The following is a 23570-nucleotide window of genomic DNA, read 5'->3' on the forward strand; positions in this document are numbered from 1 at the left end:
GTCATGTGATCCCATTTTTCTAGGAGGTTGATTTTATGAGTGAGCATCCCATTCAGGGTCTGATGAAGACCGCAATGGAAAATATTAAAGAAATGGTCGACGTCAATACGATTGTAGGCGATCCTGTTGAAACCCCCGATGGCAGCGTAATTATGCCGATCAGTAAAGTTGGTTTCGGCTTCGCGGCTGGAGGAAGTGAATTTGTAAGCGAAGAGCCCATCGGCGGAGCCAACCGCAATGATGCCATGAATGCCAAGGTCTCGCTGCCTTTTGGCGGCGGAAGCGGCGGCGGGGTGTCCATTACGCCTATCGCTTTCTTGGTTGTAGGGAAAAATGGCGTTAAAGTGGTGCCGTTGGATAACCAAACGCATATTCTGGAGCGTCTGATCGACTCCGCTCCACAGGTTGTAGACCGGCTGCAGTCGATGATGAAATCCGCTGGAAAGACAGGAGCGGGGGAAGCGTCCGGCACATCTTCGCTGTCCCATCTCGACAATCAAAATTTCATCGTGTAAACTTCTCCTGATAAGAAGCTGCTCCTGTGAACGGGGCAGCTTTGCTATTTACTTAAATGCATTTGCTCTTTATTGAAGTTTTCTCTATATTAACTTAGGAGTCTATTTCAAAATCGCTTTATGGAAGAAGGGAGATGCTTAGGATGCATCAGTTTGACATGCCATCGTTGATTCTGCTTCTTTTTGCAGCACTTGGCATCATAAGCAGCAATGCCTCCATTACGATCGCCATGGTTGTTTTGCTTCTCTTAAGAGTGCTTAATCTGCACCAGGCTTTTCCCTTGTTGGAAAAGCACGGGCTTTCTTTGGGGATTATTATTTTGACGATCGGTATCATGACTCCGATTGCCAGCGGAAAGCTGACCGTTCAAACAGTCGTTCAGTCATTCTTGAATTGGAAGTCGCTCATTGCCGTCGGGATCGGTGTCATCGTTGCTTATTTGGGAGGTCGCGGGGCTGCCCTTATGCTGAACCAGCCTACGGTCACTATGGGCTTGCTTATAGGAACAATCCTTGGTGTGGCGTTGTTTAAAGGGGTTCCGGTAGGGCCGCTGATCGCCGCAGGCATCCTGTCCCTTGTGATCGGGAGAATGTAGAGCCGCAGCCGGATGAGTGATATCCTTTTTTGATGTTGCAAGATTGAAGTATTCCTATTAAAATAATAGGAATTAGAGTGATATTATGATATAATCGATCTTGATTGTGAATGTCGTTCTAAGGTATACTTTTCTCGCTAATAAAAAAAGAATAAGGGAGTAAGATCATGGAAAAAGTACTTATCTTCGGGCATAAAAATCCTGATACGGATTCCATTTGTTCTGCTATTGCGTATGCTGATTTGAAAACCAAATTGGGCCTGAATGTTGAGGCTGTCCGTTTGGGCGAGATTAACGGAGAAACGCAATATGCGTTGAACCAATTCAACGCTGAAGCTCCTCGTTTGGTTGAAACCGTTGCAAATGAAGTGAAAAGCGTCATTTTGGTCGATCATAATGAACGCCAGCAAAGTGCGGCAGACATCGATCAAGTCCGTGTGGCAGAGGTAATTGACCACCATCGTATCGCAAATTTTGAAACCAGCGGCCCTTTGTATTACCGTGCTGAACCTGTCGGCTGCACGGCAACGATCCTCAAAAAAATGTACAAAGAAAATGGGATTTCCATTGATAAGCCTATTGCCGGTTTGATGCTGTCCGCTATTATTTCGGATTCTCTTCTTTTCAAATCGCCGACTTGCACGGAAGAAGATGTAGCGGCTGCCCGTGAATTGGCCGAAATTGCCGGCGTCAATCCGGAAAGCTACGGATTGGAAATGCTGAAAGCCGGTGCTGATTTGAGCGACAAAACGATCAGCCAGCTGATCTCCCTGGACTCCAAGGAATTCCAAATGGGCGGATCCAAGGTTGAAATTGCTCAAGTCAACGCAGTCGATACGAACGATGTGCTTGCACGCCAGGCGGAATTGGAAGCCGCACTTTCCAACATCATCGCCGAAAAGGGCTTGGACCTGTTCGTTTTCGTGGTAACGGATATTTTAAACAACGATTCCATTGCATTGGCACTCGGCCAAAAAGCGAATGCTGTTGAGCAAGCATACAATGTGCAGCTGGTGGATAACAAAGCCGTTCTTAAAGGCGTTGTATCGCGTAAATCGCAAATTGTGCCTGTGTTGACGGACATCTTTAACAAAAACTAAATTTCCCGTTTAAGAAGGCTGCCGGACCGATGGGTCCGGCAGCCTTTGTCCGCTTATTGAAGCCGGTAATCGTCGATTTTTGAGCCGTCCTCCCATACTTCCACGAACAGCGCGTCGCACTCATCAAAATCAGCTGTCGTTAAGGACAATGCCTTTTCTTCATCCGTGCTGACAAATACATTATCCATTTCTTCCCCGGATAATGAAATCACTACATAAATTTTCATGTTCAGCCCCCCGTCATCACTTGGTATCAGTGAATTATATCATAAAGTCCTGCAGCAAATGCACTGCATTGGAAAAGGCCTTTTAAAATCCTCTCCATCGTTTGTCCTTTCTTTCCATTTGTATTGTTGTATAATAAGGTTCACAGGTTTAGAAAGGATGATAGCATGTTTACGATTACCGGCCATAAAGTGGAATTGATCAAAGACCCCTTCGGTATCTTGACCGGAGACAGGTATGAGTTTTTACTTGATATTGAGGTTCCTGAGGATGACGAGCTTTACTCGGAGAACGGTTTATATGTCAGGGTCATCTACAGTGTGGATGACAATAAAACAAGCATCGTGAAATATGACATTTTCGAGAAGTCGACAGAGCAGTATCTGGGGTTCGATCTGGAAGAGGAAGAAGAACAGAGGGTGGAAGCTTATTGTAAAGAGCACCTGCCCGGCGACGTAAAATAAGCCCGTATCCTATGAAGAGTGAATCCGGTCCGGATTTGCTCTTTTTTTGTCCGCAATCGGATTCAGCGCGGCCAGCCGGATTCGGTCAAGCCATTCATAACCTTGTCCTGAGAGCATATACATGTACAAGATGAAAAGGAGCTTGCTTGCACATAGGCGCTGGAGGTTCCGTTTACAAAGGATGGCTTGCGGGAGGATGACGATGAGAAAAGGATGTCTGCTGCTACTTGCTGTACTGCTCGTCTGGACGGGAGCCTTGCTGCCTGCACGGGTCCAGGCGGCGCCCGGCGTATCCGTCAGTGCGGAGAGCGCGGCTCTTATTGATGTCACTTCAGGGAGGCTTCTGTACAGCATCCAGGGGGACAAGAGAATGAGGATCGCGAGTCTTACCAAGATTATGACGGCCATTGTGGCGATTGAGCACGGAAAATTGAGCGATATGGCGAAGGTTAGCAGGAATGCGGCTGGAACCGAAGGATCTTCCATTTATTTAAAGCTGGATGAGGAGATGAGTCTGAAGGATCTTTTGTACGGTTTGATGCTGAGATCCGGAAACGACGCGGCGATGACGATTGCCGAGCATGTCGGCGGTAGCGTGGAGGGCTTCGCCTATTTGATGAATGAGAAGGCGGGGATGATCGGTATGACGAATTCCAGCTTCAAAAATCCGTCGGGGCTGGATACGGAAGGACATTATTCCACGGCGAATGATATGGCCAAGCTGACGGCCTACGCGCTCAAGCATCCGGTCTTCCAGGAAATCGTCAAAACCAAAGTGAAAAAAGTGCCTAATCCCAATGAAGCTTGGGATTATTCCTGGATCAACAAGAACAAAATGCTGTCTCTGTATGAAGGCGCTGACGGGGTCAAAACCGGATACACCAAGCTTGCCAAACGGTGTCTTGTCTCCTCAGCGACCAGGGGAGGGCAGCAGCTCGCCGTGGTGACGCTGAATGATCCGAACGATTGGATCGACCATGCCAGGCTTCTGGACTACGGCTTTCAGCATTACCCTCTTATCCCGCTTATCCGTTCAGGCGAGTCTGTGTTAGGTACGGACTTTGCGGCCGGCGGATCATTCAGCTATCCTGCGGAAGAAGCGGAACAGAGCAGGTTTACACGGCAAATGGTGATGAATGAAGCCGGATCGATGGCATACAGGCTTGGTGAAGCGGGCCGCTTGCAGTTCCTGCTCAACGGTAAACCGATTGGTTCCGTCCCGCTGTATGCTAAGGACAGTCCCCGTCTTCATAGGAATGACCGTTCTTCCTTTTCCTTCACGGAAACGGAATGGGTGAATGAAGCGCGCGCGAACGAATGGCTGTATATTCTTCAGGCGTTAACCCGTGTGCTCTTTACCGGTCAAGCCGATTAAACGGGAAGGAGCGCGATCGTTTCATGGTCAATTACATCTGGTTGTTTTTTATTGTGGCCGGGTTTGTTGTAGCGGCGTTTCAAGGAAGAATCGATTTGGTGACGGAAGCGGTTTTCGACGGTGCCAAGAGCGGCGTAACCGTATGCTTCGGACTGATCAGCATCATGGTCTTTTGGCTTGGCATGATGCGGATTGCCGAGGATGCGGGACTGCTGCAGAAGATGGCGAGAATGCTGAGCCCCCTGGTCCGTTTTTTATTTCCGGGGGTCCCCAGGAACCATCCGGCGCTCGGGTATATCATGTCGAATATGAGCGCGAACATCTTTGGTTTGGGTAATGCCGCCACACCGATGGGAATCAAGGCGATGCAGGAGCTGCAGAAGCTCAATCCGAACAAGGATATCGCGAGTCCGGCCATGTGCACGCTGCTTGCCCTGAATACCGCCAGCATTACATTGATTCCAACGACGCTGATCGCTATCCGCATGAGCTATAATTCGGCGAACCCGGCGGAAATCGTCGGAACGACATTGATGGCTACTTTCATCTCTACCATGGCAGCCATTATGGTTGACCGATGGTACCGGAGCAAGAGCCCGCCGCTCGGGTCGGGGAAAGGATGATGGCAAATGTATGATTTGGTCAATTTGATTTCCTCTTGGGCCATCCCCGTCATTATCGTCTTTATTCCGCTGTATGCGGCTTATCGAAAAGTGCCCGTCTACGAGTCGTTCGTAGACGGGGCCAAGGACGGATTTGAGACAGCCATCCGCATTATCCCGCATCTGGTCGGGATGATGGTCGCGATCAGCGTATTTCGCGCATCCGGGGCCATGGATCTGTTTATCGGATGGATGAAGCCGATCTGCGAAGCGATCGGACTGCCTACGGAAGTCGTGCCGCTTGCCTTTCTAAGACCGATTACAGGCGCCGGTTCACTCGCATTTACCACGGATTTGATCTCGCAGTTCGGACCGGACTCGATGGTTGGTCGCATCGCATCCACCATTCAGGGCAGTACCGATACAACTCTGTATGTGATTACCGTCTATTTTGGGGCGATCGGTATCCGCAAGGCCAGCTATGCCTTGAAGGTAGGCTTGATCTCCGATGCCGTCGGGTTTATTGCTTCTGTCGTCATCTGTTACCTCGTATTCGTTTGATCTCTATCTGCCGCGTATGGAACCCTCCCCGCAATCCGCACATATACTGCAAGCAGTTAACCCGGAAGAGGTGAGCTGCGTGCAGTTTTACGGAATTATCATTCATCATTCCGTCTGTTCCGCCATAAACGGAAAAGGGTATGATTTTTTTATCGCCAAAAGCGGCGTCATCATCCCTTCTTCCGAACAAACCGATCCTCTTTACATTCACATTTGCCTCGAAGGCGATTTTTCCAAACCCACTGCGCTGTACGGCGCAACAGAAAAAGAACAGCTGTTTTTGCTGAATAAACTGACTCTAAGGCTCTCCGATCTGTATAAGTTTCACCCGTCTGACATATTTCCGCATACGAATTTGTGTCCGGGACGCTTTTTTCCATGGTCTCAGCTTGTGATTTCGCCTGAGGATAGGTATCATTAGCTTGAGGTGAATCGACAAGATGGAACGTTTGCAAAAAGTATTGGCCGAAGCGGGTGTGGCCTCCCGTCGAAAATGCGAGGAATTGATTACCGCAGGACGTGTGGAAGTCAATGATCAGGTAGTAACTACCCTGGGCGTCAAGGTGGATCCGTCCCAGGATTTTATTAAAGTGGACGGGCGTCCGATCCGGCGCCAATCCAAAGTGTATGTGATTTTTAACAAGCCGAAGGGTGTCATTACCAGCGCTCAGGATCCGGAAGGCCGCAAAACGGTTACGGAATTTTTCAAAACCATTAAAGAGCGCATATATCCGATCGGAAGGCTCGATTATGATACCGAGGGCTTGCTCTTGCTGACCAATGACGGAGAGTTTGCCCATCTGCTTACGCATCCGAAGCATCACGTGCCTCGTACCTATCTGGCTACGGTCAAAGGAGTTCCGCACGGAACGCAATTGGACAAGCTGAGAAGCGGAATCGAGCTGGACGACGGCATGACCTCGCCGGCTGAGGTGGAATATCAGGATGTGGATATGGAGAAGAAGCAAGCGGTCATCAAAATCACTATCTATGAAGGGCGTAACCGTCAGGTACGGCGTATGTTCGACGCCATTCATCATCCTGTCGTGAAGCTGAAGCGGGTTCAGTTCGGTCCCCTTCAGCTTTCCGGCTTGCCCAGGGGCAAATTCCGTTACTTGACCCCACAGGAAGTCGAAGAGCTGAGGAATGAAGCGCTTCTTGCAGGCGACGTCAAGACACATAAAATTCAAAAAGGCGAATAATCGTTTGTGACATTTTTCGCTATAATGAAAATAGGATTTACATCCAAGTGGTATGAAGGTGAGAGATCATGGGAAAGCATAGACGATGGATCCAGATGGCCATTTTTGCCGTGATCGTGGCGATCGGCGCATTGACGCTCACTAGCCAGCTGTTTTCCGGCGACAAAAAGCCGGTTCAGGGGGCCTCCGCTCCCGATTTCAAGCTGCTTGGGCTTGATGGGAAAACATATGAGCTATCGGATTTTAAGGGGAAAGCCGTGGTCGTTAATTTCTGGGGAACATTCTGCGAGCCCTGCCGCGAAGAGATGCCTGCATTGGAAAGGCAGCATGCCCGGTGGGGAGACAAGCTTGTCGTGCTTGGACTCAATTTGGACGAACCCAAGGTCACGGTGGAAAATTTCATCCATCAATATAAAGTAACGTTTCCTATCCTGATGGACAAAAACGAAGAAACGCGAAAGCGCTACGGGGTGTCTCAATATCCGACGACATTCTTTGTGAAGCCTGACGGAACGATCAGCCAGATCCGGATTGGCGGGATGGACGAAGCCTATATCGAACAAACGGTGGCGTCCATATTGAAGTAACTTTGAGATCAAAGATCGATCAGCCAAGGAGGTCACATGATTCATAATACAAAATGCGAATGCGGACATCAGAATCATGTCGGCACGGTTCTGTGCGAATCCTGCGGCAAGCCTTTGACGGACGAGGGCGGCAGTGAGCCGCTTGAGATGCGATATGACGGGGTGGCCAGGCGTTCTCAGCGCACTAATCCCAGTGTGCTTGACCGGGTATGGAACTTTTTTTCCTCGGTCAAAGTCGCGATTTATCTGATTATCATCACGTTGGTCGGCTCCTCGCTGGGCACGATATATCCGCAGGAAAACACATTTCTGAATATTGATCCGTCGGTGTATTACAAAGAGAATTACGGTACGCTCGGACATATTTACTATTTGCTGGGACTGACGCACACCTTTGAGTCGTGGTGGTTTATCACCCTGTTGTTCATGATCGGCACATCCCTTGTCGTATGCAGTCTTGACAGGGTTTTGCCGCTTTACCGTGCGCTCAGCAAGCAGCAGATCCGCAAGCACATCAGCTTTATTACTAGACAGAAGGTATCGTACGTAGGGGAGCTACCGGGAGGGGATCCCGGAGAAAAAGCGTCGCTGGAATGGACGGAGAAGGCCGCAGGACTGCTGCGCAAGCAGCGGTATCGTGTACATACCGACGGCACGGCGCTGCTCGCGGAAAAAAACCGCTTCAGTCGTTGGGGACCTTATATCAATCACATCGGTCTCATTATTTTTCTGGCGGCCGTACTTATGCGGAGTATTCCCGGATGGCACATGGACCAGCATCTGGCGTTTCCTGAAGGGCAGATTATCAAAATACCGGATTCTCCCTATTATTTAAAAAACGAGAAGTTTACACTGGAATTATACAGTGAAGAAGAAATGTCGGAAGGCTTCCGTGATAAAGGCCAGATTGTGCCTAAGGTTTACGAAACGCAAGCGGTTTTGTACAAATGTACCGAGGATTGCGACGATCCGGTGAAGGAGCCGATTCTTACGGAGGTGCACCGGCATAACATTCTTGTCAATGAGCCTCTGATGTATGAAGGTCTAATGGCCTTCCAATTCGACTTCAAAATGTCTCCTATGCTTCTGTCCGTCAAGCCATCGCTCAAAAACAAGCAAACGGGCGAAACGTACGGCAGCTTCGATATATCGATGAAAAAGCCTGCAGAGATCTATAAGGCAGGCCCTTACGACCTGAAATTAAAAGCCTATTTTCCGGATTTCGGAATGGATAACAAGGGCATGCCTCTGACCAAATCCAACGATCCGAAAATGCCGGCATTCGTTTTTGAGATCAAGGGACCCGGGTTGAAGCCTGAAGGCGAGCCTTACATGTACTTCCCGCGTCAGATCGATAAGGTCAACTTCCGTCAGGATGAGATTAACGGCGCATTAGCGGATAAGCTGGAGCTCTCCGTAGGATCCATGAACGATGTAGAGATATCGGAGTATATCAGCTTCTTAAATATCAGAGTGGATCGCGCCATGCCGTTCATATGGGTTGGAGCTGCGATCTCCATGATCGGTCTGGTCATGGGCTTTTATTGGCACCACCGCCGTGTGTGGCTGCGCATTGATAACGGGCGTCTTTCGCTCGGAGCGCATACCAACAAGAATTGGTACGGGATCCGTAAAGAGGTAGCGCAGGTCCTGCAAAAATCGGGGATCGATGTCGATCCCAAAGCATTGGAAAGAAGGGAGGTCCAAAAGTGAGCGGTTCTTTTTTGCTCATAGCGTTCATCGTCTATTGTATAGCCATGATCGGGTTTGTCATCGGGATCACGGGCCAAAAATCGGTGCGGGTTACGGATCCGCAAAGCTATGTCCGGCGTTGGGGTATGATCGGATTTGGTCTCACCATTCTCGGATTCTTATCCCATGTGACATTCTTCTTCACCCGTTGGGCGGAGGCAGGACACATTCCGACCAGCAACATGTTTGAATTTATGACCTTCCTGGGCATGATGATTGTCCTTGCATTTATTGTGGTGTTTTTGATTTACCGGGCACCGGCGCTCGGCGCTTTCTCACTGCCCGTAGCCATCATTATGATAGGCTATGCCTCGGTATTTCCGCAGGAAATTCAACCTTTGATTCCCGCTCTGCAGAGCTACTGGTTGAAAATTCACGTAACGACCGCCGCCTTGGGAGAAGCTTTCTTTGCCGTAGGCTTTGCAGCCGGCATCATGTACCTGCTGCAAAGCGTCAACTTCGAAGGAACGAGCCGCAGTGAGCGAAGGGAGAAGCGCGGTGTAGAGTTTACGCTGTTTACCGTGATTATGATTGTGGCCTTCGTCGCCTCTATATTCAGCTTTAAAGCTGCCGGATACGAAGCGGTCTTTACGCAGCAGCAGAAGATTCTGGACGATAACAACGTGGAGCAGGTTGTGACCAATCAGGTCGAATATGTACTGCCTCCGATCGTCAAGCCTTATCAGAGCGAGCAGGTGGAGATGAAGCCGTTTCTCGGGATGACGCAGCCGTTGTTCGAGGCTCCTTCATGGATGGAAGGAGCGAATGCCGGCAGGAAGCTGAATACGGTGATCTGGTCGGTTTTGCTTGGCGCCATTGCGTATGCTGTGCTCCGGCTGATTGCACGAAAGCCTCTTGGTCAAGCGCTTCAGCCGTTGATGAAAGGGGTTGATCCGGACGATATCGACGAAATCGGCTACCGCGCTATTGCCATCGGCTACCCGATCTTTACACTGGGAGCATTGATTTTCGCCATGATTTGGGCGGAGAAGGCATGGGGGCGCTTCTGGGGCTGGGATCCTAAAGAAGTATGGGCATTGATCGTATGGCTATTTTATGCCGCTTACCTGCATTTTCGGCTGTCCCGCGGCTGGCAGGGCAAGAAGTCGGCATGGCTATCTGTCATCGGCTTTCTCGTTGTAATGTTTACGCTAATCGGCGTCAATCTGGTTATTGCCGGACTGCACTCCTACTCCGGTACATAATCGAATTCATATCTTTTAGATCTGAAGAAAAGAGGGATATCCATGACGGACACAAATATGAGTATTTTGGTTGTGGATGATGAAGAACGGATCCGCCGGCTCTTGCGGATGTATCTGGAGAAAGAGAATTACCGCATCGAAGAGGCGGAGGACGGGGAGTCGGCGCTTCGGAAAGCTCTTGAAACGGACTACGACCTGATATTGCTTGATGTCATGCTGCCGGGCATTGACGGCAACGAGGTATGCGCAAGGCTGCGTCAAGTCAAATCGACACCGATTATCATGCTTACGGCCAAAGGGGAAGAGACGAATCGCGTACAGGGCTTTGAATCCGGTGCCGACGATTATGTTGTAAAACCCTTCAGCCCGCGCGAGGTCATCTATCGCGTGAAGGCTATATTAAGGCGTTCATCGGTTACCGCATATTTATCCAAGGAAGTAAACTCCAGCAATAATATCGTATTCCCTAATCTGGTGATTGAGCATGATGCGCACCGGGTAACGGCAGGAGGGCAGGAGGTTGCTTTGACGCCGAAGGAATATGAGCTGCTTCATTACCTGGCTGTATCTCCGGACAAAGTGTTTTCTAGGGAAGAGCTTCTCAAGGATGTTTGGAATTACGAATTTTTCGGTGATCTGCGGACCGTCGATACGCATGTCAAACGTCTGCGCGAGAAGCTGAATAAAGTGTCGCCTGAAGCGGCCTCTATGATTACAACCGTATGGGGCGTAGGCTATAAGCTAGAGGTGCCAAAATAACGTGTTTATTTTAAGAACCGTTGTAGGTAAGCTATGGATCACAATTATCGGGCTGGTCGTTGTCGTGCTGCTTACGCTCAGCCTTTTTTTATTCCGTTTTATTGAAACCTCCTTCCCTAAATCTCAGGACCAGGCGGAGACGCTGAGCAAATTGGCGTTAAAGGTTGCCAGTGAAATTTCCCTGCATCAAGAGGAACAGCGTTACTTACAGGTCGTAAATGAGCTCTTAAGCGCTCAGGATACGAGCGTCATCATCGTGACTTCGGATTTTAGACAGATCCAGGCTCCGGTTGGTCAACCGAGTGACCGAGAGATACGGTATGATGACTTTTTCCTGAAATCGGATTTGCAAAAAGTATTTGCGGGCGAGATTAAGGACAATCGTTTTAGAAATAACGGTATGCCGAATACTTTATTAGAGAACCAATATACGGCGGTTGCCGTGCCGTTCATGGATAGTACTCAGTCGCAGGTGGCCGGGGCACTGATTTTGTATCAGATCACCCAATCCTCGGAAGAGACGCAGGCGTATGTGAAAAAGCTGTTTGTGGTCGTTGGCGTTGCCGGGTTTTTAATGACTACGTTTTTCGCCTTTTTCCTTCTTACCCGAATTACGCAGCCGATTCAGCAGCTGAAGAAGGCGGCGCATTTGATCTCCATGGGCGAATACGGTACTCGAGTACCGATTACCTCTACGGACGAGATTGGAGAGCTGGCCCAGACATTCAACCACATGGGAGCGCAGCTTTCCGATACGATTAAAGCGCTCAATCATGAGAAGGAGCATTTGGCCAGTGTCCTGCGAAGCATGGCCGACGCCGTGATCACGTTTGATGCGGATGGGCGCGTCATTCTAACGAATCCCCAAGGGGAGAGAATTATTCAGGATTGGAATCAAATACAGTGGACCGATGATGAGCCTGTCTTGGACGGAGGTCCATCGCGAAATGCTTCGATGAGCACCATTCCGGAGCCGCTCAAGCCGCTGTTTACATCCGTCATATCAGAGTCGAAAGAATTGACCTCCAAGCTTCATGTCCAAAGTGAAGTATGGTCTGTTGTCATGGCACCCCTGTATTCCTACGATATCGTGCGCGGTGTCGTTGCCGTGGTGCGTGACGTAACGGAAGAATTTCGTCTGGATAAGCTGCGAAAGGATTTCGTGGCGAACGTATCGCATGAGCTTCGGACACCGCTTTCCATGATGCAGGGATACAGCGAGGCGCTCATCGACGATATCGCAGGCACGCCGGAGGAACGGAAAGAATTGGCGCAGGTCATTCATGACGAATCCCTCCGAATGGGCAGACTTGTCCGGGATTTACTCGATCTGGCCAAGATGGAAACGGGAAATATAGAGCTGCATTTCCGTGAGCTGGACGTCTCGGCTTTCCTTAAGCGGATCCACCGCAAATTTGCGGGCCTATCCAAAGAGCGGGGCATCGCGATGAGCTGTACGCTGCCGGACAAACCGCTGATGCTTTGTCAAGCGGACGAGGATCGCCTGGAGCAGGTTCTGACCAATTTGCTGGATAATGCCCTTAGGCATACGCCTTCAGGCGCTCAAATCGATATCAGGGCATCAGAAGAGCGCTATAAAGCAGAGCATGCCATTCTGATCGAGGTCTCGGATCAAGGCTATGGCATACCGGCGGAGGATATCCCTTATATCTTCGAGCGTTTCTATAAAGCGGATAAAGCCCGTACAAGGGGAGCAAACGGAGGAACAGGACTTGGTCTTGCGATTGTCAAAAATATCGTCGAAGCTCATCAAGGAACCGTTCAAGTGAAAAGTCAAGCAGGTCAGGGAACGACATTTTCTATCATACTTCCCTGCAAAGCTACGTGAAACCAAACAAAAGCCTCCGATTCGTCATCGGAGGCTTTATTGTTTTTGTTGAAAGTTCCAACTTTTTCTTGTTGTTCGTGAAACAATACGATTACAGGGACAGCTCGATCACGTCAGTAAGTTCAGGAAGCTGAGACAGCTCTACAATCACGTCTTTAGGCGTCTGCTTGTCGGTTGTCAGCACCATGATCGCCTGACCGCCAATGACTTTACGGCCTACCTGCATGGTTGCGATATTGACATCGTTGCTGCCCAGAAGGGTACCTACCTTACCGATAATCCCCGGACGGTCATTATGGGAGATCAACAGAAGGTTGCCCGATGGCGCGATATCAACAGGGTATTGATCGATTTGAACGATACGTTCACCGTAGCCTGCAAGCAATGTGCCGGAAAGCACGTGCTGCTGCTGCTTGGTCTTGAGCGTCACGGAGACCAGGTTTGTAAATGTCGGAGAAGCCGAGGATTGCTGTACGACCACGTTGACATCCCGCGTTTTGGCCAAGTGCATGGCATTAACGATATTGACCCCTTCAAGCTGATTCGTCAATATGCCTTTGACGATGTGACGCGTGAGCGGGGACGTGTCGACGTCAACCAGATCGCCGGAGTAGTTCACGACAATCTCGCTGACCGGACCATCGACGGTTTGACCGAGGAATAAGCCCAGTTTTTCTCCCAAGTTAAAGTAAGGCTGCAGTGCGTTCAGAACGTTAGCCGGTACCGGCGGCATGTTGACTGCATTCTTGAACGGCTGCTCGCGAAGAATATGCAGCACTTCTTCAGATACGTCGATCGCTACGTTCTCTTGAGCCTCAACGGTTGAAGCGCCAAGATGCGGAGTAACGATGACTTTTGGGTGGTTTAAGAACGGATGATCCGCAGCAGGCGGCTCCTGTTCGAACACGTCAAAGGCGGCGCCGGCCACGATACCGGAATCAATCGCCTCGACAAGTGCCATCTCGTCAATGATACCGCCGCGTGCGCAGTTGATAATGCGAACGCCTTTTTTCATCAGTTCGAACTGAGGGCGGCTGATCATATGGCGGGTTTCATTGGTAAGCGGAGTATGTACCGTAATGAAATCCGCTTGGGAGCAAATGTCGTTGACTGTTCCGAGCTTCACTCCGATTTTCTCCGCACGTTCCTCTGTCAGGAACGGGTCATAGCCGAGGACCTGCATACCGAAAGCCTTCGCACGCTTGGCTACCTCACTGCCGATACGACCCATTCCGAGAACGCCGAGGACCTTGTTGCGAAGCTCAACACCAACAAACGTTTTGCGGTCCCATTCTCCGCCAACCGTTTTCTTGTAGGCTTGAGGAATGGAACGTGCAATGGACATCATCATAGCAAACGTCAATTCACAAGTGGCGATGGTGTTGCCGTCCGGGGCATTGATGACTACGATCCCGCGCTTGGTGGCTCCTTCAAGATCAATGTTATCCACGCCTACACCTGCGCGGCCGACGACCTTAAGCTTGGTTCCGGCAGCCATGATGCGCTCGGTCACCTTAGTGGCACTGCGAACCATCAGAGCATCGTAATTCCCGATGATCGCTGCGAGTTCATCCTCGGACAGGCCGTTCTTTTTCTCTACCTCGACATCCGGTGCATCGTACAGCATTTGAATCCCCATGTCGCTGATTCCGTCCATAACTAACACTTTAAACATTTCATAACCCTCCATTGGTTTAAAAATAACGTTGGAGCATCAAAAAAAGCCCCCCACCCCGACACGCCTAGCGTATACAAGGGACGAGGAGCTGGCTCTCGTGGTACCACCCTAATTCACTGCGCGCTCGCGCGAACAGCCTCTTGCGGTCTGTTGATTCAACAGACCCGGAAGGGTAACGGCTTCCGGCCGGCTGCAGCTACTTAAAGTTCGATGCAGCAACTCAGGAGTGCTCCGCATATTGAAATTCGTCCGGTTCGCACCGACCACCGGCTCTCTGAACGTTTCGTGATATGCTTGGCTCCGTCATGGTTTTATTGCAAGTGAAATTTTTCATTAATGTAACACGACCGTTTAAACCTTGTCAATAGGTGTCGAACTGAAATTAAAATACGAAATCTTTGTGAATGTTTCTAACCTTAAATTTCAATTCGGATGGTTTGGATCAAACGTCCAAACATGCTAAGATATAGGTTGAAATATGCAAAGCGTAAGGAGGGACTCATGGATTATCCATTTGAGCGGGTGGAGCCCGATGATTTTAAGCGAATGCTGGAGAATGGAGAATTAGCTGATTCTCTTGTTATTGACGTAAGGGAGACGTACGAATGGGAGTATTATCACTGGGAGCAGCCGGTTCTTATGCCGATGAATACGATTCCGCAGAATCTTGGGGAGCTTCCCAGGGACAAGGCTATCTATGTCGTGTGCGCGCATGGGATACGCAGCGCCAATGTCAGCTATTATTTGAAGCAGCAGGGATTTGAACGGGTGGTCAATGTAGATGGAGGAATGGCTGCATTGGCTGAGCTGTGCGGCTTTCAGTATGATTAAACCAAGCGCTTCTTTTCTCTGAAAATGAGCAAAATAAGTACCCTCGCGGGTACTTATTTTGTGTATGACCTATCAAGGATGATGGCTAATTCGTAAAAAAAGGAAGCTGGGGCAGCGTTTCATTGGTATACCTGCTTTTGCCTCGAAGAAAATCGCCTGGTCTGACGGCGTTGGTTGCGATCAGAACATCAACGATGCTTTGAATTTCATGCAAGTTCAGAGTATTGGCTTGTCCTGATGCGATCATTTCATCAATTCTGACTGTCAAATCCTGCGGTGTAAAGGGTTTGAACCACTTGGAGGTCATCATCATTTGGGCTATGTATTCGTTCTTCATATTCAAGCCAAGCGTTTTCCAATCGTTTAGGGAGATCGGTTTGGTCACGTCAATCGGTTTAAATTTCTCATTTACCGTTTGATTCCATTTGACGATCGATTCGTAGTATTCTTTTTCGGCCCGCAGCGCATAATTTTTTGCTTCCTCAAGGTAATTGTCTTGAGCCAGCTGGGAAATCAACTCGGAACCGGATACCGCATTGGCTTTGGATTGATAACCGGCCAGCGCTTCATTAAACAGCTTTAAGCTTCTCATGTAGTTCATATGCGACTCTTTGAGAAGAGGTGACGAATCGGGCATCGACTTTGTTCCCAGCCCGTCGTAGGTTTCCTTCGCAAGCTTGGCGAGATCCTTCATGATCAGCGAAGCGTCTGCCGAACCGTTGGTTTGCAGCTCTTCCATTTTATCGAACCACTTTTTATGAAATTCCCTGTATGGTTGATAAATGGTATGATAGAAAGACACCAGATACTGTTGATGATAAGCGGCAAAGCCATTTTCCGCTTCGGTTTTCTCGGCCAGCATCTTTTCGTACTTTTCAGCGGATCGTTCTTGTCCCATCTTCAGGCCGAAGAAAAAGGCTCCTAGCGCTACAACAAGCATAAAGATGAAAGTGACTGCGAATAGGTAGTCCGTTCGGGTCAGCCGTTTGTCCATGTGCGAGCACCTCTAGTTCTGTTGTATTCTGATAGTATAGGTTAAAATGTCAAAAAAGGGAATCATGATGAAAAAATTCATAAAGCATTTTAAATTTCAAAAAGTCAATCTGAATGAAGTGGATGACCGTTTTCTGCTGATTAACCTCTATGTGACGCAATTGATTGTGCTGATTGCGGCCGTAGTGATCATGCTGTTTCAAAAACCGCAGCTAAGCGAAATGTTTTCCTTTGCTCCGGGTTACCGCATTCTCGTATGGAGCATTTGCTTTGCTGCGGCCGTCCTTGTGATTGATCTCTTGATTTCAAGCAGGGTCTCGCCTGAAGTAACGGATGACGGTGGCATCAATGAAAAGATATTCAAAAACAGGCCGCTATGGCACATCGCTCTTCTTTCTCTGGTTGTCGCCATCTGCGAGGAAATGCTGTTCCGCGGCGCAATCCAGGCTTCCTGGGGTCCATATTGGACAAGCATACTGTTTGCAGCCATTCATGTCCGATATTTGCAGCACTGGCTGATGACGGGACTTGTTTTTTGCATCAGCTACGGTCTGGGCTGGATTTATATCCAAACAGGCTCGCTGTGGACGCCGATTGCAGCTCATTTTCTCATTGATTTCATCATGGGCTGTATACTTCGATTCAGGAGTGAGGAATCTTGAGCAGGAAACGACAACCTACGACACAGCAAGAACATAATAAACCGGATAACACGGCGGTGGCAGAGCTGGACGATCACTACCTGCCGCCGCGTAATACGGTTCACCCGACCGAAAAAGAAAAGTGGGTTTTTATCTTTTATCGGACGCTGCTATGGATTTTTGTACTCCTGGTTGTAGGTCTTTTGATCTGGGGCTGGTCTACACTGTTTAATGCTTGATTTCGATCGTTGCGGGATCTACGAAACCGTAGCCCTGTTCTTCCAGCCGTGTCAGCAGCGTATCCAACGCTTTCGCGGTCCAGGGCAGCTCGTGCATTAGGATATTGCTTCCTGGACGAAGCTGCTCGAGAACATTGGCAATCACCTGGTCCGGATTATTTTTTTTGACGGTCATCTCCCAATCCTTGGATCCGTTGGACCATGTCATATAAAGCATATGCTCCTCTTTTACTTTGGCACGGACATCATCGCTTCCCGAACCGAAGGGCGGGCGGAAGAAGGCAGGGGCTTTGCCTGTCAGCTCCTGCACAGCCTTTTGAACTCCGGCGATTTGTTCCTCCACTTTCTCTTTGCTTTCTTTCTTCAAATCGATATGGTCCCACGAATGATTCCCGATGGTTTGCCCGCGGTCGGCAAGAAGCTTGACAATATCCGGATTTTGTTTGATTCTATAGCCGTTTAAGAAAAAGATCGCTTTGGCTTTATGCTTATCCAGCGTATCGAGCAGCATCTTATTTGTCTCCAGATCCTTTGGGCCGTCATCAAAGGTCAAAAGCACAACCTTGTCCGGGGCAGACGTCTTGTCGATCGGCACGATATCATACGTTTTGGGATTCATCATATAGAGTTGGGGCGTTTTTTGCTCGCCGGAAGGCTCGGGCGCTTTTTTCTGTTCCATTGGAGGGGTTTTTTTTACATTCCCGGGATCTGCCGCAGGCTGAGCTGTGGGAGGTGACGTGGGTGTTGCTGCCGGAGGATTGGAGTTCGGATTGGCACAAGAGGTCAATACCAGCGCCGCTGCGGACAAGATAAGCCATTTGTTTTTCATAAAGCAGCTCCTGTTCTTTGGTTATCGTTGTTGGTTTGAAGCTTTCCTTATTTTATCATGCATGTCCGCAGGCTACATAGAGGAAAATACTCAGGAAAGACGAATCTAAGCGGAGGGATGGACCATGAGAATAAGTGCTTTTTTGCTCGGAGGACTTGTAGGAGCGGCGGCTGTCGTCTATTTGTCTAATCGAAATAAATCCATGTTCGGGGCCGCACTCAGCAGCAGCGATTCGGCAAACCAATGGATGAACATGGCGACAGAGCAGTCAAATAAACCCGCCAATTCCAAGTCGAACGCGTCAGCATCTCATGCCTTTCAATCAGGATCCAAAGAAACGGGGAACAAATCGCCAAATGTGCTGAATGACAATCTATTTAAAGAAGACGGATTGAACAAGGTTAGCGATATTGTGAACCGGGATCCGGGGCTAAAGGCCGCTGTGGACGATATCTTGGGCGGCAGCGGGGAAAAGGCACAGCAAACACATTAATTTTCAAACTTAACCATGAGGCACAGCGACGCTTCTCAAAGCGGCGTTTGTGTCTTTTTCTTTTATGTGTTATTTTTAGGGGAGCAGCCGTTCTTTTCTTTCAGAATTGTGATATAATAGTCATATCATGAAAATACAAGCTATTTATAACCCGAATCGCAGCACCATGGCTCACCTTTGTAAACCAAACTTCATAAGATATTATTACAGTCGGCAAGGGAGGAATCCAGTATGAAAATGGAGCGTTTAAGTCAGGACAAGATACGGATTTTCCTCACATTCGATGACTTAACGGAGCGCGGCATTCATAAGGATGACATGTGGAGAGAAATACCTAAGGTGCACGAGCTGTTTAGTGAGATGATGGACCAAGCCTACATGGAGCTTGGCTTCGATGCAACGGGTCCGCTTGCCGTTGAGGTATTGGCTATGCCGGCACAAGGCATGATGGTGATCGTAACGCGGGGCAAGATGAATTTTAGCCACGGTGAAGATGCGATTGACGAAGACCTGGAGGAAGTGTACGAGCTGGAAGTGACGATGGATGAAACGGACCAGGTCACCTATGCTTTTCATGATTTTGAAGACCTGCTACGTATGGCCAAAGTCATTAACCCGTTATTAACGGATGGTGGATCACTATATTCATACAAAAACAAGTGGGTATTATTAATTGACGCAGACGATATGGAAGATAAGCAGCTGCAGTTAATTATTGCGATTTTATCGGAGTATGGAGAGGCGACTTCCGTAACGCAGGCGATGCTTGAGGAATATGGCAAAACGGTGATTGAATCGGATGCCGTAAAAGTGCTCTGCGCTAAATTCTAACTTATACTAGTCGATCAGACTAAGAACATAAAGCATTCACAAAAACGTTCGTTTTTGCTGAATGCTTTTTTTGCGGGGGGAATAGATACGATGTCGGGGACCAATAGAAGCGCAGCCAAGACCTCCTTCGAGCTGGAGGAGCTGGTTGTACATTATCAGAAGCAGCTGCGCGAGGATGCGCTTTTATATTTGCAGCGGCGGGGAATCGATCAGGAGACGGTGGAAAATTTCCGCATCGGCTTCGAACCGGGCAAAATCGGGTTTTATGTGAATTCGAACAAATTAGGAGATTATTTTGAAAACAGAGTGATTATTCCCATTGCAAGTGCGCAGGGTGTTACCGTGGATTTAATCGGTCGTTCGATTGATCAGCGCGAACCCAAGTACAAATCGCTGCTCGGCGTTGATGATTTTTTGTTTAATGAAGAGATTTTGGAAGATACCGAAGATGTGATTCTTGCAAGCGGTGTCTTTGACGTGCTCAGCTTGGCACAGGCCCGGCTTCCGGCCGTATGCGTACCCGTCTGGATGACCTTCAAAGAAAGCCACGCGGAGAAGCTCAAGGAGAAGAGAGTGTTTATATGCCTTGGTAATGATGAACTGGGCAGGCGCGAAAGCGTCAGAATTAAAAGCATGCTGCAAACGACAGCGAAGCAGGCGTTAATTGTTCAAATGCCGGAAACGATAAGAGATGTGAACGATTTTTTCGTACGCGTACAAAACCCTCTGGAAACCTTCATAAAATTGCTAAATGAAACCATGGAAGAAACCTTGATGCTTCCCATCGCTCCGGATATAAAAAATATAACGATTTATACGGAAGAATATATGAAAAGGCATCGCGGCCAATCATCGGGTGTTCCTACGGGATTTGCAGAGCTCGACGAAACGTTATTCGGCGGGCTGCGCAGCGGGCTTTATCTGCTTGCCGGGGGAGCCTCTTGCGGCAAAACGATGCTTATGAAGCAAATGGCCGACCATATCGCCTTCGAGCAAACACCTGTCGTCTATGTTTCATGGGATATGACGGCGTTTGAGCTTTGGGCTCGAAGCATTGCCCGCATCATCGGTACGGAGCCGCAAAAGGTGCTGAGCGGTAAAATTCACCCCGAGGAAGTCATTGAAGCGAACAAACAGTATACTCAAATCAGTAAAATGCTGTGGACGATCGAGTGCTCCATAGACACGCCCATGGACCGGGTGATCGCTTCGATTGAGCGTATCGGTGCTATCGCAGGAAAAACTCCTGTCGTGTTCATTGATCATCTGAACCGGATTCCTATCGCCGGCCAGCAGGTTCCTAAATCGGCAAGCGAGCATCAAACGATGCTGGCGTATGCGCTCAAACAGTGGTCCCGGGAGTGGGGCGGTCCTGTTGTGGCGGCGATTCCGTCGGATATCGGGGAAGAAGCGCTGCCGCAAGGCGTAGAGGCCTCTGCGGACGTTATCATGCTGATGAAGCCTCAGCCGGTCGTTGAACAAGGCCATGGGCATAACGTAGCGCTCCATCTGCTGAAGCATCGAAACGGATCTCTGACGACAATGCAGCTGCAATTTCATGACCAGAAAGCAGTGTTTGTCGCAGCCGTAAAATCATAGAATACCAGGAAGGGCTATATGCCCTATAACGATCGATTGGGAACAGGAAGTGCACACCAGTCTCCAAGTAATGATGGAAAAAGGGGTTGAAAATGTCTATAATATTCTTATGACGAGAAATGTCGATATTCGTCCGGCTGTATATATGCTCGTTGTCCAATAAAAAATCCGGGGGCCGCGCGATTTACGCGGCTGGGTATAGAGATGGGAGGGGACACTTTGAGCGTCTTATCTATCCTTACGATGGCTATTGCGCCCGGTGTCGCTTTGCTGTCGTATTTTTATTTAAAGGATCGTTACGATCCTGAACCGATTTCTCAGGTGTTAAAGCTTTTTTTGTTCGGCACGCTTCTTGTTTTTCCTGTCATGGTGCTGCAGCATGCACTGCTTCAGGGGCTTGGGGAAGGTCCGTTTGTCTTTTCATTTATCGCCTCCTCGTTTCCTGAAGAATTTTTTAAGTGGTTTATCATTTATTTTGTCATTTTCAAGCATACCTCCTTTGACGAACCGTACGACGGCATCGTTTATTCTGTGGCCGTTTCTCTCGGCTTTGCTACGCTGGAGAATGTCATGTATGCTTTCTTGAGCAACCTCAATTTTGGCGATCTGATGATGAGGGCCTTCTTGCCAGTATCGGGTCATGCGATGTTCGGCGTCATGATGGGGTTTCATTTTGGCAAAGCCAAATTTACTCCTGAACGGATGCATAGGCATTTGTTTTATGCTTTTGCACTGCCGTTTTTTTGGCACGGAGTGTTCGACTATACTTTATTGGTCACCAAATCGTACTGGTTTTGGTTTATGGCGCCGCTGATGTGCTTCCTGTGGGGTCGAAGCCTGTGGAAAGTGAATCGGGCGAATGCGAAGTCGCCTCTTAGAATGATTACGCGTGAGGAACGGATTAAAATATAGCAGGTTTGCCCATAATGGGAGTACAATCATGTTTGTGCTAACGGGAGGGAAGCCATGGCTGCAGCAAGCCCGCGCGTGAAAGTAACGATCCGCTGCAAGAAGTGCGGCGAGAAATTCGTCCTGAAGGGCCGGAAGGAAAAAGGGAAGATTGATACCGGCTTTAAGCAGTGCGTCTGCAATAATGAAATGGATTTTGATATCGAAACTACGGATTTTTGAAGCGTTAGGGTCGGCGGAAGCCGACTCTTTTTCGTATGTTTGCATAAAGGATCCGCCCTCAAGCACAAACTAAGCCCAAGTTTTGCTGATGAAGGGAGAATTCTCGAATATGTACAAAAGATTGAGCATGGTCATGTTTCCGTTTCTATTGGTGGCACTCATCGGAACCGGGGTGTGGGGGTACCTGGAGCATCAGGAAAAAAACACGGTTTTGATGAAGGCGGAAAATCAGTATCAACGGTCGTTTCACGACTTGTCGTACCATATGGACAAGCTGCATACGGAGCTTGGCAACACACTTGCAGTAAATTCCACCTCTCAGGATGCTTACAAGAAGGGTTTGATTAACGTTTGGCGCATTACCAGCCAGGCGCAGAGTGAAATCAGTCAGCTGCCGCTGACCATGCTTCCATTTAGCAAGACCGAAGACTTTTTGTCCAAAATCTCTAGTTTCGCTTATCGCGCTGCCGTCCGAGACCTGAGCAAGCACCCGCTGGACGAGCAGGAACTCAAAACGATGAATGCTTTGTATCAGCATTCGACGGAAATTTCCAAAGATCTTCGTGACGTACAGTCGAAGGTTCTTCAAAATAATTTGCGCTGGATGGATGTGGAGCTTGCTCTGGCTTCAAGTAAAGATAAGCATGATAACGCCATTATCGACGGATTCTCCACAATGGACAAAAAGGTGGGTGAATATCCGGAAATTAATTGGAGTCCTGCCGTCATGAGCATGTACCAGAAACGGGATATTAATATGCTCTCCGGTCCGGAGGTAACGGCAGAGGATGTGAAGCAAAAGGCGGCGCAATTCCTTGGTCTTCAGGATGCATCCGGACTGCAGGTGGTCGAAAACGGGGTGGGAACCGAGTACCATTCCTTTAGCGTAAGCGCGCCCAGAGACGGCTCGCCGGACGGAGTTCAAATGGATTACTCCACCAAGGGAGGACAGCTCCTATGGTTTTCGGCTCAGCGCGATGTTCCTGAAAAAAAGCTTGATTTGCGCCAAGCCAGAGATATTGCGGCGCAATTTTTGGATGAACACGACTATAAGGATATGACTGCTGTAAGCTATGACGAGTATAATAACACGGCCAACCTTACCTTCGCCGCCCGTAACAAGGATGTGATTAATTATTTGGAAAAGGTGGCTGTCAGAGTGGCCTTGGACAATGGGGAAGTCACCGGGATGGAGGCTACCGATTATGTGTTCGATAAAAAAGACCGGCAGCTCCCGGCGCCTAAGCTAACGAATGAAGAAGCGCTCAAAACGTTAAGTCCAAGCTTTAAAGTGACCAGTACAGATAAAGCGCTGATCCGAAACGATATTGATGAGGAAGTATTGTGCTATCAATATGTGGGCAATGTCAATGGGGGTGTCTATCGAGTTTATGTCAATGCGGATTCAGGCGCTGAAGAAAAAATCGACCAATTGGGAACCCAAGAGGCAGCCGCTGTAAATCCATAATCCAAGTGAAAAAGCCGAAGCAGCCGAAAAAGACGAAAAAGCCCT

General features: G+C 48.9%; 27 protein-coding genes and 1 other annotated feature. Of the genes, 23 read left to right on the forward strand and 4 right to left on the reverse strand.

Going from position 1 to position 23570, the window contains the following annotated elements:
- The first annotated feature begins 35 nt into the window (after positions 1 to 35).
- The 3 genes from ytfJ (at position 36) to ACZYR9_RS08610 (ending at position 2211) form a co-directional block, all read left to right on the forward strand.
- On the forward strand, positions 36 to 515 hold the full coding sequence (gene ytfJ / locus ACZYR9_RS08600; RefSeq protein ID WP_488978061.1) for a GerW family sporulation protein: 480 nt from the start codon (positions 36 to 38) through the stop codon (positions 513 to 515).
- Between the two features lie 143 nt (positions 516 to 658).
- Positions 659 to 1111: a DUF441 domain-containing protein gene (locus ACZYR9_RS08605; RefSeq protein WP_488978062.1), complete on the forward strand. Its 453-nt coding sequence runs from the start codon at positions 659 to 661 to the stop codon at positions 1109 to 1111.
- 167 nt (positions 1112 to 1278) lie between these two features.
- A complete protein-coding gene (locus tag ACZYR9_RS08610) occupies positions 1279 to 2211 on the forward strand; it encodes a manganese-dependent inorganic pyrophosphatase (protein ID WP_488978063.1) in 933 nt (310 codons plus the stop codon).
- A 53-nt stretch (positions 2212 to 2264) separates the two neighbouring features.
- On the opposite strand, the gene ACZYR9_RS08615 is transcribed toward ACZYR9_RS08610, so the two are convergent.
- Complete coding sequence (locus tag ACZYR9_RS08615; RefSeq protein WP_488978064.1) at positions 2265 to 2438, reverse strand: hypothetical protein; 174 nt, start codon at positions 2436 to 2438, stop codon at positions 2265 to 2267.
- Between the two features lie 165 nt (positions 2439 to 2603).
- Between ACZYR9_RS08615 and ACZYR9_RS08620 the strand changes: the two genes are divergently transcribed.
- The 11 genes from ACZYR9_RS08620 (at position 2604) to ACZYR9_RS08670 (ending at position 12792) form a co-directional block, all read left to right on the forward strand.
- On the forward strand, positions 2604 to 2900 hold the full coding sequence (locus tag ACZYR9_RS08620) for a DUF6509 family protein (protein ID WP_488978065.1): 297 nt from the start codon (positions 2604 to 2606) through the stop codon (positions 2898 to 2900).
- Positions 2901 to 3102: 202 nt separating this feature from the next.
- Positions 3103 to 4275 carry a D-alanyl-D-alanine carboxypeptidase family protein gene (locus tag ACZYR9_RS08625; protein ID WP_488978066.1) on the forward strand — a complete coding sequence of 391 codons (1173 nt, stop codon included), beginning with the start codon at positions 3103 to 3105 and terminating at the stop codon, positions 4273 to 4275.
- A gap of 23 nt (positions 4276 to 4298) precedes the next feature.
- Entirely contained in the window at positions 4299 to 4898 is a 600-nt protein-coding gene (locus ACZYR9_RS08630) for a nucleoside recognition domain-containing protein (protein WP_488978067.1), read from the forward strand.
- A gap of 6 nt (positions 4899 to 4904) precedes the next feature.
- Complete coding sequence (locus tag ACZYR9_RS08635) at positions 4905 to 5438, forward strand: spore maturation protein (RefSeq protein WP_488978068.1); 534 nt, start codon at positions 4905 to 4907, stop codon at positions 5436 to 5438.
- 79 nt (positions 5439 to 5517) lie between these two features.
- Positions 5518 to 5859 (forward strand): hypothetical protein, encoded by a 342-nt coding sequence (locus ACZYR9_RS08640; protein ID WP_488978069.1) that lies wholly within the window; start codon positions 5518 to 5520, stop codon positions 5857 to 5859.
- A 19-nt stretch (positions 5860 to 5878) separates the two neighbouring features.
- Positions 5879 to 6640 carry a pseudouridine synthase gene (locus ACZYR9_RS08645; RefSeq protein WP_488978070.1) on the forward strand — a complete coding sequence of 254 codons (762 nt, stop codon included), beginning with the start codon at positions 5879 to 5881 and terminating at the stop codon, positions 6638 to 6640.
- 68 nt (positions 6641 to 6708) lie between these two features.
- Positions 6709 to 7227 (forward strand): redoxin domain-containing protein, encoded by a 519-nt coding sequence (locus ACZYR9_RS08650; RefSeq protein WP_488978071.1) that lies wholly within the window; start codon positions 6709 to 6711, stop codon positions 7225 to 7227.
- A gap of 36 nt (positions 7228 to 7263) precedes the next feature.
- Positions 7264 to 8940 carry a cytochrome c biogenesis protein ResB gene (resB, locus tag ACZYR9_RS08655; protein WP_488978072.1) on the forward strand — a complete coding sequence of 559 codons (1677 nt, stop codon included), beginning with the start codon at positions 7264 to 7266 and terminating at the stop codon, positions 8938 to 8940.
- On the forward strand, positions 8937 to 10184 hold the full coding sequence (gene ccsA, locus ACZYR9_RS08660) for a cytochrome c biogenesis protein CcsA (protein ID WP_488978073.1): 1248 nt from the start codon (positions 8937 to 8939) through the stop codon (positions 10182 to 10184). Before resB ends, ccsA begins: the two co-directional genes overlap by 4 nt.
- Positions 10185 to 10226: 42 nt before the next feature.
- Entirely contained in the window at positions 10227 to 10943 is a 717-nt protein-coding gene (locus ACZYR9_RS08665; RefSeq protein WP_488978074.1) for a response regulator transcription factor, read from the forward strand.
- Between the two features lies 1 nt (position 10944).
- Positions 10945 to 12792 carry a sensor histidine kinase gene (locus tag ACZYR9_RS08670; RefSeq protein ID WP_488978075.1) on the forward strand — a complete coding sequence of 616 codons (1848 nt, stop codon included), beginning with the start codon at positions 10945 to 10947 and terminating at the stop codon, positions 12790 to 12792.
- Positions 12793 to 12883: 91 nt separating this feature from the next.
- On the opposite strand, the gene serA is transcribed toward ACZYR9_RS08670, so the two are convergent.
- Complete coding sequence (gene serA, locus ACZYR9_RS08675; RefSeq protein ID WP_488978076.1) at positions 12884 to 14467, reverse strand: phosphoglycerate dehydrogenase; 1584 nt, start codon at positions 14465 to 14467, stop codon at positions 12884 to 12886.
- Between the two features lie 76 nt (positions 14468 to 14543).
- Positions 14544 to 14786, reverse strand: a binding site (T-box leader).
- Positions 14787 to 14971: 185 nt separating this feature from the next.
- On the opposite strand from serA, the gene ACZYR9_RS08680 reads away from it, so the two are divergent.
- Positions 14972 to 15301, forward strand: coding sequence for a rhodanese-like domain-containing protein (locus tag ACZYR9_RS08680; RefSeq protein ID WP_488978077.1), 330 nt, complete (start codon positions 14972 to 14974; stop codon positions 15299 to 15301).
- A gap of 85 nt (positions 15302 to 15386) precedes the next feature.
- On the opposite strand, the gene ACZYR9_RS08685 is transcribed toward ACZYR9_RS08680, so the two are convergent.
- The gene (locus ACZYR9_RS08685; protein ID WP_488978078.1) at positions 15387 to 16295 is read right to left on the reverse strand and encodes a hypothetical protein; all 909 of its coding nucleotides are present in this window, start codon (positions 16293 to 16295) and stop codon (positions 15387 to 15389) included.
- 67 nt (positions 16296 to 16362) lie between these two features.
- Between ACZYR9_RS08685 and ACZYR9_RS08690 the strand changes: the two genes are divergently transcribed.
- Entirely contained in the window at positions 16363 to 16956 is a 594-nt protein-coding gene (locus tag ACZYR9_RS08690) for a CPBP family intramembrane glutamic endopeptidase (RefSeq protein ID WP_488978216.1), read from the forward strand.
- Positions 16953 to 17174: a hypothetical protein gene (locus ACZYR9_RS08695; RefSeq protein ID WP_488978079.1), complete on the forward strand. Its 222-nt coding sequence runs from the start codon at positions 16953 to 16955 to the stop codon at positions 17172 to 17174. The genes ACZYR9_RS08690 and ACZYR9_RS08695 overlap by 4 nt, the downstream gene beginning before the upstream one ends.
- Here ACZYR9_RS08695 and ACZYR9_RS08700 read toward each other — a convergent pair.
- Complete coding sequence (locus tag ACZYR9_RS08700) at positions 17164 to 18003, reverse strand: polysaccharide deacetylase family protein (protein ID WP_488978080.1); 840 nt, start codon at positions 18001 to 18003, stop codon at positions 17164 to 17166. The two genes, ACZYR9_RS08695 and ACZYR9_RS08700, sit on opposite strands and share 11 nt — an antisense overlap.
- Before the next feature lie 124 nt (positions 18004 to 18127).
- Between ACZYR9_RS08700 and ACZYR9_RS08705 the strand changes: the two genes are divergently transcribed.
- The 6 genes from ACZYR9_RS08705 (at position 18128) to ypeB (ending at position 23525) form a co-directional block, all read left to right on the forward strand.
- Positions 18128 to 18496, forward strand: coding sequence for a hypothetical protein (locus ACZYR9_RS08705; protein ID WP_488978081.1), 369 nt, complete (start codon positions 18128 to 18130; stop codon positions 18494 to 18496).
- A gap of 231 nt (positions 18497 to 18727) precedes the next feature.
- Positions 18728 to 19327 carry a genetic competence negative regulator gene (locus ACZYR9_RS08710; RefSeq protein WP_488978082.1) on the forward strand — a complete coding sequence of 200 codons (600 nt, stop codon included), beginning with the start codon at positions 18728 to 18730 and terminating at the stop codon, positions 19325 to 19327.
- A gap of 90 nt (positions 19328 to 19417) precedes the next feature.
- The gene (locus ACZYR9_RS08715) at positions 19418 to 20926 is read left to right on the forward strand and encodes a DnaB-like helicase C-terminal domain-containing protein (RefSeq protein ID WP_488978083.1); all 1509 of its coding nucleotides are present in this window, start codon (positions 19418 to 19420) and stop codon (positions 20924 to 20926) included.
- 219 nt (positions 20927 to 21145) lie between these two features.
- Positions 21146 to 21838, forward strand: coding sequence for a glutamic-type intramembrane protease PrsW (prsW, locus tag ACZYR9_RS08720; RefSeq protein WP_488978084.1), 693 nt, complete (start codon positions 21146 to 21148; stop codon positions 21836 to 21838).
- A gap of 54 nt (positions 21839 to 21892) precedes the next feature.
- Positions 21893 to 22057, forward strand: a complete 165-nt coding sequence (locus ACZYR9_RS08725) for a hypothetical protein (RefSeq protein ID WP_488978085.1) — start codon at positions 21893 to 21895, stop codon at positions 22055 to 22057.
- Positions 22058 to 22166: 109 nt separating this feature from the next.
- Positions 22167 to 23525: a germination protein YpeB gene (ypeB, locus tag ACZYR9_RS08730; RefSeq protein WP_488978086.1), complete on the forward strand. Its 1359-nt coding sequence runs from the start codon at positions 22167 to 22169 to the stop codon at positions 23523 to 23525.
- Positions 23526 to 23570 lie beyond the last annotated feature (45 nt).

The organism is Paenibacillus sp. F024, assembly GCF_057814255.1.